The organism is Marinobacter daqiaonensis, assembly GCF_900115285.1.
Taxonomy (GTDB): Bacteria; Pseudomonadota; Gammaproteobacteria; order Pseudomonadales; family Oleiphilaceae; genus Marinobacter; species Marinobacter daqiaonensis.
The window spans coordinates 2,688,281-2,700,500 of sequence record NZ_FOYW01000001.1; the positions used below are offsets into that span (position 1 = coordinate 2,688,281).

The 12,220-nt window shown below is 61.7% G+C and carries 11 protein-coding genes; 9 read left to right on the forward strand and 2 right to left on the reverse strand.

What is annotated here, in order from left to right; genetic code table 11:
- Positions 1-4 precede the first annotated feature (4 nt).
- On the reverse strand, positions 5-1,210 hold the full coding sequence (locus BM346_RS12240; protein ID WP_092012836.1) for a 3-oxoadipyl-CoA thiolase: 1,206 nt from the start codon (positions 1,208-1,210) through the stop codon (positions 5-7).
- Between the two features lie 244 nt (positions 1,211-1,454).
- Between BM346_RS12240 and BM346_RS12245 the strand changes: the two genes are divergently transcribed.
- The gene (locus BM346_RS12245; RefSeq protein ID WP_092012840.1) at positions 1,455-2,786 is read left to right on the forward strand and encodes a hypothetical protein; all 1,332 of its coding nucleotides are present in this window, start codon (positions 1,455-1,457) and stop codon (positions 2,784-2,786) included.
- A 747-nt stretch (positions 2,787-3,533) separates the two neighbouring features.
- Positions 3,534-4,319 carry a ParA family protein gene (locus BM346_RS12250; RefSeq protein ID WP_092012843.1) on the forward strand — a complete coding sequence of 262 codons (786 nt, stop codon included), beginning with the start codon at positions 3,534-3,536 and terminating at the stop codon, positions 4,317-4,319.
- 61 nt (positions 4,320-4,380) lie between these two features.
- Here BM346_RS12250 and BM346_RS12255 read toward each other — a convergent pair whose 3' ends face one another.
- On the reverse strand, positions 4,381-5,271 hold the full coding sequence (locus BM346_RS12255) for a LysR family transcriptional regulator (protein WP_092012846.1): 891 nt from the start codon (positions 5,269-5,271) through the stop codon (positions 4,381-4,383).
- A 142-nt stretch (positions 5,272-5,413) separates the two neighbouring features.
- Here BM346_RS12255 and BM346_RS12260 point away from each other — a divergent pair, with 142 nt between their 5' ends.
- The 7 genes from BM346_RS12260 to BM346_RS18110 all read left to right on the forward strand — a co-directional run bounded on the left by BM346_RS12260 (position 5,414) and on the right by BM346_RS18110 (position 12,066).
- Complete coding sequence (locus tag BM346_RS12260) at positions 5,414-6,919, forward strand: CoA-acylating methylmalonate-semialdehyde dehydrogenase (RefSeq protein ID WP_092012849.1); 1,506 nt, start codon at positions 5,414-5,416, stop codon at positions 6,917-6,919.
- Positions 6,920-6,936: 17 nt separating this feature from the next.
- The gene (locus tag BM346_RS12265; protein WP_092012852.1) at positions 6,937-7,710 is read left to right on the forward strand and encodes an enoyl-CoA hydratase; all 774 of its coding nucleotides are present in this window, start codon (positions 6,937-6,939) and stop codon (positions 7,708-7,710) included.
- 45 nt (positions 7,711-7,755) lie between these two features.
- On the forward strand, positions 7,756-8,649 hold the full coding sequence (mmsB, locus tag BM346_RS12270; protein WP_092012855.1) for a 3-hydroxyisobutyrate dehydrogenase: 894 nt from the start codon (positions 7,756-7,758) through the stop codon (positions 8,647-8,649).
- Positions 8,646-9,698 (forward strand): enoyl-CoA hydratase/isomerase family protein, encoded by a 1,053-nt coding sequence (locus BM346_RS12275; RefSeq protein ID WP_092012858.1) that lies wholly within the window; start codon positions 8,646-8,648, stop codon positions 9,696-9,698. Before mmsB ends, BM346_RS12275 begins: the two co-directional genes overlap by 4 nt.
- 53 nt (positions 9,699-9,751) lie before the next feature.
- Entirely contained in the window at positions 9,752-10,900 is a 1,149-nt protein-coding gene (locus BM346_RS12280; protein WP_092012861.1) for an acyl-CoA dehydrogenase family protein, read from the forward strand.
- 172 nt (positions 10,901-11,072) lie between these two features.
- Positions 11,073-11,897 (forward strand): enoyl-CoA hydratase/isomerase family protein, encoded by an 825-nt coding sequence (locus tag BM346_RS12285; RefSeq protein WP_092012864.1) that lies wholly within the window; start codon positions 11,073-11,075, stop codon positions 11,895-11,897.
- A complete protein-coding gene (locus BM346_RS18110) occupies positions 11,884-12,066 on the forward strand; it encodes a hypothetical protein (RefSeq protein WP_174805137.1) in 183 nt (60 codons plus the stop codon). Before BM346_RS12285 ends, BM346_RS18110 begins: the two co-directional genes overlap by 14 nt.
- Positions 12,067-12,220 lie beyond the last annotated feature (154 nt).

The window sequence follows — 12,220 nt, forward strand, 5'->3', positions numbered from 1 at the left end:
GTGATCAGTCCTTGAAACGCTCGATTACAGCGGCAATACCCTGGCCAACGCCAATGCACATGCTGATCAGCGCGTAACGGCCTTCCATACGTTCAAGCTGACGGGTCGCTGTCAGCGCAATCCGGGCGCCGGAAGCTCCCAGGGGGTGGCCTACGGCGATAGCGCCACCATTGGGGTTCAGGCGTGGGTCGGTCTGGTCGATGCCCAGCTTGGTGGTGCAGCCCAGGACCTGGGCGGCAAAGGCTTCGTTGATTTCGATGACGTCCATATCGTTGATGGACAGGCCCGCCCGGGCCAGTGCCTTCTGGCTGGCGGGTACCGGGCCGTAGCCCATTACCCTGGGCTCAACCCCGGCGATAGCCGCGGAAACGATGCGGGCGCGGGGCCGGATGCCGGCCTTCTCGCCAGCCTCCAGGGAGCCGATGATCAGAGCGGCGGCACCATCGTTAACGCCGGAAGCATTGCCGGCGGTGACCACGCCGCCTTCAAACAGGGGGCGAAGGCCGGAGAGGGCTTCAATATCGGACTGCGGGCGCGGGTGCTCATCCTTGTCGACGGTAACCGGTGGCTTCTTGCGGCCCTGGGGCACTTCGATACCGAGAATTTCTTCATCATAGAAGCCCAGCTTGCGGGCTCCTTCATAGCGTGCCTGGCTCTGGGCTGCGAACTCATCGACCCGGTCGCGGCTCAGGCCCAGGTCTTTCGCGATGTTGTCAGCGGTCTGGGGCATGGTGTCGTCGCCAAACTCCGCTTCCACCCGTGGGTTGGGGAAACGGGCGCCAATGGTGCTGTCGAACATGCGAAAATCGCGGGAATAGGGCGCTTCGGCCTTGGCCATGACAAAGGGGGCACGGCTCATGCTCTCGGCGCCGCCGGCGATAAACAGCTCACCTTCGCCACAACGCACCGCTCGTGCGGCGTCGATGATGGCCGCCAGGCCGGAGCCGCACAGACGGTTGACGGTCAGGCCAGCGGTCTCCACCGGCAAACCGGCCATCAGGCCTGCGTGACGGGCAATGTTGCGGGCGTCTTCGCCGGCCTGGTTGGTGCAGCCGGCAATCACGTCCTCATAGGCGCTGCGCTCGAAACCGTTGCGCTCAATTACGGCTTTGATGACGCTGGCCAGCAGGTCGTCCGGGCGTACCTTGGCCAGGGCTCCGGCGTGGCGTCCAAAGGGGGTTCTCAAGCCGTCATAGATGTAGGCGCTCATGGTGTCTCCTGTCTAGTGATCCGCGGCCATGCCGGCGGAAAGATAAAGATTCAGTTCAAGCCTTCCTATGATACCGGAAAATGCCCGCGGCTTGTCTTCGCCAAAATGATAATGTAGTTTCATTAAGCGAAACTGAATTTTATCGAATATCGAGAGTGGCTAAAGATTAATCCGCCCAATGGCCAATTGCAAGCCATGCAAGCCGGCGGAGCTGCCATCTCCAACCCCCGGGAAAACGTCCTCCATGAGCCGCTACGTGCTGTCGTTGGCGGTGGTGATCGAGCTGGCCGCGCTCATCACCTCCGTCAGTGCCCTGAGTATAGTCGCCGGTTGCCTGTTCATCGGGTACTTCACCGTCTTTCTGGCCAGGATCAAGGCATACTCGCGCATCATTATGGTGGTTACCCTGTCGGTGACCGGCGTTCTGGTCATCCTGGGCAGGCTCGACCAGCCCCATCTGCTGGGGGCGGCGGAATCCGCCGGCTTCTATGGTGCCTTCCTGGGCAGCCTCGGCATGATGCAATGCCTGGTGCGACGCTTCGAGGTGCTGCGCCGTATTCACGATGTGTTGCTTGGTGGCCCGCCCATGCTGTTGTACCCGAAATATGCAGTGACGACCCTCGGCATTGCCTCGGTCCTCAATTTCGGCGTGATGAGTCTGCTGTGCGGAACGCTGACCGGCATTCTGGATGAGCGGGGTGTGCGGGGGGAATCCCGCCTTAACTGGATTCGAAGTGTTCTGATCAGCGCCCTGCGAGGGTTTTCCCTGGTGCCTCTGGTGGCGCCCACCAGCGTCGCGGTCGCCATTCTCACCCAGGAAGTGCCCGAACTGAGCTGGTCGGGTCTGCTGCCTTATGGTCTGACGGCAGCCGCTCTCCTGATCTGTGTCGGCTGGGTACTGGAACAGCGACGGTTCCGCAAGGTCAGTGAGGAGCGGGTCAAGCTGGAAGGCTGGCCCCAGGGTACCCGGACCCTCGTGGTCATGGTGTCACTTATCCTGGGCACCATGGCAGCCCTGGTCTACAGCGCCGGATTCAACGTTTCCCGTGCGGCCATGATCGCAGTGCCCTCAGTTACGGTGCTGTACATGCTCTGGACGGACCGGAACGTGGCCTCCGTATTCCGCGAAGCCACCGATAATGTCGTGTCCATGAGCAACGAGATGGCCATCTTCGCCGCCTCGGCCTGCCTGGGTGTGGCCCTGATGGCCCTGGTGCCGTCAGACTTCATTTCCGGTGTCGCCGCCAGAGAAGCGGGGGTTTACCTGCTGGCAGTGGCGGGGCTGCTGGTTTTGCCGCTTTTCTCCACAGTGGGCGTTATCCCCATCACCACCCTGAGCGTGCTGGGCGGACTACTGCCCCAGCTGACCGCCGCCGGCATGGATATCCAGCCCATCGCCGTCGCCCTGATGATCGGCTTCTCCCTGGCCATGATGCTTTCGCCCATGGGACCTGCGGTGCTGTTACTTTCCCGTTTCGGCCAGGTTCGCCAGGTGACCGTGGCCTTTGGCTGGAACGGCCTCTTTGTAGCGGCGGCATTCCCGGTGCTGCTGCTCTATCTATGGATACTGGTATAACGGGCCACCGGAGCCGGAACAGAGCCTGCCCCGGGTTTTTTTGAGACCTGGTTCCGTTGACCAAAAACGGTATGCAGGACAATATTATCTCCAGGATTGATTGATGGAGTTTCAGGGATGAGGCTGACACCGCCTGCCAAAGGGCCGAAGACCGCGCGCCCGTTTTTTCGCTTCACCTGTTTGCATAACGCTCATCCCGTGTCCGAGCCAGTCACGTTTCACCTGGAGGCATCATGGTATCCATGATTCGCTTGGTAGGGGGGGTGTGTCTGTTCGGCTTTTATGATCAGTGAAGGGAGTGCGGGGATGTTTGGGTTAGGGAAAAAGTACGACGTTGAACTCTTCCCCCGGGTTGAGGGGATAGCCAACAATGGAGAACCCCCTACAGACAAGGGGGTTGCTGGGGCAGTTGCTGGCTTTCGCCCGTGCCGCAGTCACAACGGTAGTCCACCTGACCTTCAGTTTTATCCCGTGGGTTTTCGATCAGACAGTTGGGACTCTGTATCGCGCCGTGAGACAGGCAATCAAACGCACATGATCGTGCTCAGGAACAATCTGATGCGCTTTGGGTTCAGTGTTCTATTGGTTCTTCTGCTATCACCGTTTTCTGCCCGGCTGAAGGCAGCCGGCCTATTCCGCCGCTGGCCCGACAGAGTGATTGACCTCTCGATTGCTGAGAGACACGACTAATCCGCGCCTGCTAAGCTAGACGGAGTACAGTCAACCAGACCGTGCAACGGAGGCACCATGAGGCGAGTGGTTTTCAACCAGAAAGGTGGCGTGGGCAAATCCAGTATCGCCTGCAATCTCGCAGCCATCAGTGCGGCCCGGGGCAGGCGGACGCTGGTGGTGGATCTTGACCCACAGGGCAACTCGACCCATTACCTGCTGGGCCAGTCGGCGGCCGGTATGAAGGATACGGTAGCGGATCTGCTGGAGCAGACGGTTTCCTTCAAGATGTTCAACCGCCCGGTGGAGGATTTCATCCATGCCACACCCTTCGACAACCTCTCGGTCATGCCCGCCAGTCCGGAACTGGAATTCCTGGAGCGGAAACTGGAGGCGAAGCATAAAATCTACAAGCTTCGCGAGGCCCTGAAGAAGCTGGATGACGATTTTGACGAGATCTACATCGACACCGCTCCATCCCTGAATTTCTACGCCCGGGCCTCCCTGGTGGCGGCAGAACGATGCCTGATTCCCTTCGATTGCGACGACTTTTCCCGGCAGGCCCTGTACAACACCCTCAATGAGATTTCTGATCTGCGGGAAGACCACAACGAGGACCTGGTGGTGGAGGGCATCATCGCCAACCAGTTCCAGGCGCGGGCCCGTCTCCCTCAGCAGGTCATGCAGGAACTGGTCGATGAAGGCCTGCCAGTGATGGATGTGCGCCTGCCAAGTTCGGTCAAGATGAAGGAATCCCACCAGCTTCATCAGCCGCTGATTCATATGGCGCCGAGCCATGCCCTGACCCTTCAGTACAGCGCACTTTACGATTCGTTGTCCGGGGCGCCCGTTTCGTCACGCTAGGAACCGTCTCGGTACAAACCTTTCTGCCGTGCTTTTGACCGGTCCCGGTTAGGGGGGGCGGTCAAAAGGCCATCAGTTGCCCCCGGTTCCGCTCCGCCATTTCCCGCAGGAAATCCCAGGTTACCCGCATGCGGGCGATGTGGCGCAGTTCCTCTGGCATCAGCATCCAGAAGGTCCTCACGAACCGTATCTGTTCCGGCATCACAACCTGGAGTCGCGAGTCGATGTCTGCGGAAAAGGCGGGGAGGATGCCGATACCGGCCCCTGTCGCGATGGCCTCCTGCTGGGCCAGCACGCTGGTGCTGCGGATGCTGACATCGCCGGAGCTGGCGATCTCATCGAGGAACAGCAGTTCGCGGCTGAACACCAGGTCATCCACATAGCTGACGAAGCGATGCTGGCTCATGTGGTCCCGCCGGCGGATGGGACCGTGCCGTTCCAGGTAGTCCCGGCTGGCATAGAGACGGAGCACGTAGTCGGTCAGCTTGGTGATGATGAAGGGGCCGCGTTCGGGACGCTCGAGGGTGATCACGATATCCGCTTCATGGCGGGACAGGCGCACCGCCCGGGGCAGGGCCAGCAGGTCGAGGTGTAGATGTGGGTAGCGATGGGTAAGGTTGCCCAGCTGCCGGCCGATCATGATGGTGCCGTAACCCTCCGTCGCACCGATGCGTATCTGCCCGGACAGCTGCTCCTCGGGGTTGGGCAGGCTCTGCTCGATGCTGACACTGGCGCTCTCCATCTGTTCCACCTGGGGAAGCAGTCGTCGTCCCGCTTCGGTCAGGCTGTAACCGGTGTTTTCACGGATGAACAGAGTCACACCCAGGCTTTTTTCGAGGACCTGGATCCGCCGGGAAACGGTTGTGTGATCCACTCCCATGCGCCTGGCGGCGGCCGTGAGCTTGCCCGCCCGGCTGAGTTCCAGAAAGAAGCGGAGATTGTCCCAGTCCATATTCTCTAGGCCTGTGCATATTTGCAGAGTGGAGTTGCATTATGCGCCATTGTAGCTGACAAAAATGCACTGCTACTATCCGGTGACGTCCAATAACAATATCCGGGCGCCTCACGGCCCGACCCTGAACCGGAGATACACAATGAACAACCAGGTCCCGACCGTTAAACTGCTTATTAACGGCGAATTTGTCGAATCGAAAACCAGCGACTGGCGTGACGTGACCAACCCTGCGACCCAGGAAGTGCTGGCAAAAGTGCCCTTCGCCACCGGTGACGAGCTGGAAGCCGCGGTCAGCGCCGCCAGCGAAGCCTTCAAGACCTGGCGCAAGACCCCCATCGGCGTGCGCTCCCGGATATTCCTAAAGTACCAGCAGCTGATCCGCGACAACATGAAGGAACTGGCCGCCATCCTCACGGCGGAGCAGGGCAAGACCCTGCCCGATGCCGAGGGGGATGTGTTCCGGGGCCTTGAGGTGGTGGAACATGCCGCCGGCATCGGCACGCTGCAGATGGGGGAGTTCGCCAACAACGTTGCCAATGATGTGGACACCTATACCCTGCGCCAGCCTCTGGGCGTCTGTGCCGGCATCACGCCGTTCAACTTCCCCGCCATGATTCCGCTGTGGATGTTCCCCATGGCCATTGCCACCGGCAACACCTTCGTACTCAAGCCTTCGGAGCGTGATCCCATGGTCACCATGCGGCTGGTGGAACTGGCCGTCGAGGCGGGCGTACCCAAGGGCGTGCTCAACGTGGTCCATGGTGGGCCGGACATGGTGAATGGCATCTGCGACCACCCGGACATCAAGGCGGTTTCATTCGTGGGCTCCACACCGGTGGGAACCCATGTCTACAACCGCGCCTCCCAGGCGGGCAAGCGTGTCCAGTGCATGATGGGCGCCAAGAACCATGCGGTGGTACTGCCGGATGCCAACAAGGAGCAGACTCTGAACGCCCTGGTGGGCTCCTGCTTCGGCGCCGCCGGTCAACGGTGCATGGCGGTCTCTGCCGTGGTACTGGTGGGCGAGGCCCGCAACTGGCTGCCGGAACTGGCGCGTCGCGCCGAGAAACTGAACGTCAATGCCGGTACCGAGGAAGGCACCGATATCGGGCCGCTGATTACGCCCCAGGCGCTGGAGCGGGTGGAGCGCCTGGTCCAGGCAGGCATCGATGAAGGGGCCGAACTGGTATTGGATGGCCGCTCCCCCAACGTCCGTGGCTATGAAAAAGGCAACTTCATCGGACCGACCCTGTTCTCTGGTGTGCGTCCGGACATGACCATTTATAAAGAGGAAATTTTCGGGCCCGTACTGTGCGTGCTGGAAGCGGAAACCCTGGATGAGGCCATCGACGTGGTCAACGCCAATCCCAACGGCAATGGCACCGCCATCTTTACCCGTTCCGGCGCCGCTGCCCATCGCTACCAGGAGAAGATCGACGTGGGCCAGGTCGGCATCAATGTGCCCATTCCGGTACCGGTGCCCCTGTTTTCCTTCACCGGCTCCCGTGGTTCCAAGCTGGGTGATCTGGGCCCCTACGGCAAGCAGGTGGTGGACTTCTATACCCAGACCAAGACGGTTACCTCACGCTGGTTCGACGAGGATGAGAAGGTCGGTTCCGTGAACACCACCATCAACCTTCGTTAGGACAAGGAGCGACTGTCATGACATATGAAACCCTGCTGACCGAGATAAAGGGCCGCGTGGGCCTGATTACCCTGAACCGGCCCAAGGCGCTTAACGCACTGAACAGCCAGCTCATTGACGAACTCAACCAGGCACTGGATGAGTTTGAGCGCAGCCCGGATATCGGCTGCATCGTGCTGGCCGGCTCCGAGAAGGCCTTTGCTGCCGGCGCCGACATCAAGGAGATGTCGGTGCTGGAATACCCCCAGATCTATCTGGACGACTTCTTCGCCAACGCCGACCGGATCGGCCAGCGCCGCAAACCGATGATCGCCGCGGTGGCGGGCTACGCCCTCGGTGGTGGCTGCGAGCTGGCGCTGATGTGTGACTTTATCTATGCCGGTGACAATGCCCGCTTCGGTCAGCCCGAGATCAACCTCGGGGTGCTGCCGGGCATTGGTGGTACCCAGCGCCTCACGCGGGCCCTGGGCAAGGCCAAGGCCATGGAGATGTGCCTTACCGGCCGGCAGATGGACGCCACGGAAGCCGAGGCCGCTGGCCTGGTCGCCCGCATCTTCCCGGTGGAGCAGCTGCTGGAGGAGACCCTGAAAGCCGCCACTTCCATCGCTGAGAAATCCCTGCCCAGCACCATGATGACCAAGGAAGCGATCAATCGCGTATTTGAAGTCAGCCTCAGCGAGGGTGTGCGGTTCGAGCGGCGTATTTTCCATGCCGTCTTTGCCACCCATGACCAGAAGGAAGGTATGAGCGCCTTCGTTGAGAAGCGCAAGCCGGATTTCCAGCATAAATAACGGGGCGCCAGCTCCCTACAAAACAACAGGACTGGAGACAGCATCATGAAAATCGGATTCATTGGCCTGGGTAACATGGGTGCGCCCATGGCCAGCAACCTGCTCAAGGCGGGTCACGAACTGACAGTATTTGACCTGGACCAGGCAGCGGTGGACAAGGCCGTGACTGAGGGTGCCACGGCCGCGGACGGTCTGGGCGACATATCCACTGGAGATGTCGAGCTGATTATCACCATGCTGCCAGCGGCCCAGCACGTAAGATCCGTATACCTGGGTGAGGACGGCCTGCTGGCCAGTGTCGCCAGGGGCGTGCACCTGATCGACAGCTCCACCATCGATCCCATGACGGCACGGGAAGTCGCCGCCCGGGCGGCGGACCAGGGCAATCCGATGCTGGATGCGCCGGTATCCGGCGGTACCGGTGGTGCCCAGGCCGGCACCCTGACGTTCATGGTCGGCGGCGAGGATGAGGAATTTGCCTTTGCCCGCCCGGTGCTGGCGAACATGGGCAAGAATATCGTGCACTGCGGCGCGGCCGGCAACGGTCAGGTGGCCAAGATGGCCAACAACATGCTGCTGGGCATCTCCATGATCGGCGCCGCCGAAGCCATGAGTCTCGGCGTTGCCATGGGCATGGATCCGGAGGTCCTGGCGGGGGTGATCAACACTTCCAGCGGCCGCTGCTGGAGTACCGATACCTACAACCCCTATCCCGGTGTCATCGAGACCGCGCCCTCCAACCGGGGCTATACCGGCGGGTTCGGCATGGACCTGATGATCAAGGACCTGGGCTTGGCCACGGAAGCGGCGAAAACCGCCCGTCAGCCCGTGATAATGGGCGCTCTTGCCCAGCAGCTGTATCAGGGCATGAGCTTTGAGGGTCATGGCGGTCTGGATTTCTCGGCCATCATCAAACGGTATCTGAAGGAGCCGGAATGAGTGAGAACGATTCCGAAGTCATCGTCGAGGTCAGGGGGCGATACGGTTGCCTGACCCTGAACCGGCCCTCGGGGCTCAACGCCCTGACCCTGGGCATGGTTCAGACCCTCCACCGGCAGCTGGACGACTGGGCCGGGGACGACGCCATTGATGCGGTTCTGATCCAGGGCGCGGGCGAAAAGGCCTTTTGCGCTGGTGGTGATATCCGGGCGCTGTATGACAGCTACCACAACGGCGATACCCTCCACCGGGTGTTCTTCGAGGAAGAATACGCCCTGGACCAGGCCATCCACGACTACCCCAAGCCGGTTATCGCCCTGATGAACGGATTTGTGATGGGCGGTGGCATGGGTCTCGCCCAGGGGGCCAGCGTCCGGATTGTCAGCGAAAAGGCCCGGCTGGCCATGCCCGAGACCGGCATCGGCTATTTCCCTGATGTGGGGGCGACCTATTTCCTGGGCCGCCTGCCGGGACGGCTGGGCGAATACCTGGGCCTGACCGGCAAACAGCTGGGACCGGCGGATGCGATCCACGCCGGGCTGGCGGACCTGTATTTGCCGCCGGAGCATGTTGATGGCTTCGTGGATACCCTGGTTGATATCGACGGTCGCACCGATGACGCCCTCCGGGCCGGTCTTGCCATGATGACCGGCGAGCCGGGCGAGGCTGGCCTGGAACGACTCCGGCCGGCCATCGACGAGCACTTCGCAAAGGAGTCCCTCAGGGCCATCCGGGATTCCCTCGAGGCGGAACAGCGCCCCCAGTACCGTGAGTGGGCCGCGGAGACCCTCAAGGCTATCGAGGGCCGCTCGCCCCTGGGCATGGCGGTTGCACTGGAACTGGTGCGCCGGGGCCGCAGGCTGACCCTGTCCGAGGCATTCGCCCTGGAGCTGAAGCTTGATTACCAATGGTTTGACCATGGCGACATGGTGGAAGGCATCCGGGCACTGATCGTGGACAAGGACAAGTCGCCCCGCTGGCAGCCAGCCACAATTGACGACCTGGAGCCGAAGCACGTTTCCGTCTTTTTCGACGACGCGGGTCGCTGACAGAACGGGCAGCATTGGGTGCCCAGGCGTTACAACAACGAGAGAGTTGCGTCATGCAGGATATTGAATTCAACGAAGATCAGCGGATGATCCGCGACATGGCACGCCAGTTTGCCGAGAGCGAGCTGGCGCCCCGGGCGGCGGAGTGGGACCAATCCGGCTACATTGATGATGCCACCGTCCGGCAGATGGGTGAGCTGGGTCTGCTCGGCATGGTCGTGCCCGAGGAATGGGGCGGCAGTTACGTGGATTACGTGGCCTACGCCCTGGCGGTGGAAGAGGTGGCCGTGGGCTGCTGTGCCACCAGTACCCTGATGAGCGTGCACAGCTCGGTTGGTTGTGCGCCGGTGCTGCATTTCGGCAGCGATGCCCAAAAGAGCCGTTGGCTGACGTCCCTGGCAACGGGTGAAACCATCGGCTGTTTCTGCCTGACCGAACCCCAGGCTGGTTCAGAGGCCCATAACCTGAAGACCCGGGCCGAGCTGAAGGAAGGTCAGTGGGTGCTCAACGGTGCCAAGCAGTTCGTAACCAACGGCAAGCGGGCCGGGCTGGCCATCGTCTTTGCGGTGACCGATCCGGATCTGGGCAAGCGCGGCCTGTCCGCCTTTCTGGTGCCCACGGACACCCCGGGGTTCCGGGTTGAACGTATGGAAAAGAAGCTGGGCATCCGCGGATCGGACACCTGCGCCATCACCCTCGACGACTGTCGCATCCCGGAAGAAAACATGCTCGGTGAGCGGGGCAAGGGCCTGGCCATCGCGTTGTCAAACCTGGAGGGTGGCCGCATCGGCATCGCCTCCCAGGCGGTGGGCGTCGGCAGGGCTGCCTTTGAGGCGGCACTCAAGTATGCCAGCGAACGCATCCAGTTCGGCGTGCCGCTCACCGGTCACCAGAGCATCGCCAACATGCTGGCGGACATGCACACCCGCCTGAACGCGGCACGCCTTCTGGTCATGCACGCCGCAAGGCTCAAGAGCGCAGGCCTGCCGTGCCTGTCGGAGGCATCACAGGCCAAGCTGTTCGCCAGTGAACTGGCGGAAGATGTGTGCAGCAAGGCCATCCAGATCCACGGGGGCTATGGCTACCTTCAGGACTACCCAGTCGAGCGTCTCTATCGGGATGCCCGCATTACCCAGATCTACGAGGGCACCAGCGAGGTCCAGAGACTGCTGATCGCCCGGGAGCTGAAGAACCTGCTTTGAATCATCCCTGTTGTCCAGCCTCATGGACGAGGCAGTTTCCTCCGGTTGTCTTCCATCTTCCAGTTCGTCTTTTTCGACGATGATTACGCTTGCTTATCGAATGATCATGACGTGAATCCCGTAACCCGGCGTGATGCTCCTCAGGGGCACCCCGTTATTGAGGAAACCGCTCATGACAGACCTGCCCCCACCCCTCAGAATCGAAGAATCCGGCGGAGTGGCCCGCCTGACCCTGGCACGGCCGGACGCCCTGAATGCCCTCGACCGCCCCCTAGTTCACGCCCTGCGGGACTACTTCTGTGAGCTTTATCACCGTCGTGATATCCGGGTGGTGGTGCTTGCCGGAGAAGGTCGGGCCTTCTGTGCCGGGCTGGACCTCAAGGAACAGGCGCAAAGCCCGATCAATCCCAGGGTGGGCGGCGCGCTGGATGAGCAGCGGGCCGTGAGGGACATCATGGTGGCCATGCGCCGCTGCCCTCAACCCATTATCAGCATTGTCCAGGGAGCCGCCAGTGGTGGTGGCTTTGCCCTGGCCCTGGCCAGCGATATCCGGCTGCTTACCCCTGATGCCCGCCTGAACGCGGCTTTCATCAGACTGGGTATCAGCGGCTGCGACGTGGGTGTGAGCTATTTCCTGCCCCGCATGGTGGGCAGCTCGGTGGCGGCGGAATACCTCTTGACCGGTCGCTTTATCGAGGCCAGGCGTGCCCGGGAGCTGGGCCTCACCAGCACCGTGGCGGAGCTGGCCCAGTTGTGGGAGCACGCCGAAGGGCTCGTGGAGGACATGCTGCGGGCCACGCCCCTGGCGCTGCGACTGACCAAGGAGGCCCTGGGCCTGGCCATCGATGCCCAGAGCCTGGAAGCGGTGGTGGCTCTGGAGGACCGCAACCAGATTCTCTGTGTACAGGACGACAACTTCCGGGAGGGCGTCAGTGCGTTCCTGGAAAAGCGCGAACCCCGGTATTCCCCCGAAGGAGACAGTCGTGAAGGCAGATGACCTGATGTACAGGGATGGTCTTATCAACAACGCCGCAGTCAATTTCGTCAGCCGTACCGGGGACCTGTCCCACCGGGCCTTCGATGCCGTCGGCCATGTCCAGGGCCGGGATCAATGCCATGACCCGGTGACTTGCGGTAGAGTGGGGCAACCGTGGTATCCGGCTTGATGCCATTGCTCGGGGTCTGTTTCCCACCGAGGGCATGAGCAAGCGCCTGGGAGCAGGTGCCGACTACGTCAACGGCCAGACCATGCCATTGATGGGGGGCAGTGCCAGGCGGATGGCGGAACTTTACTGCCCTGTCGGCCTGGGGCGAAGAGGA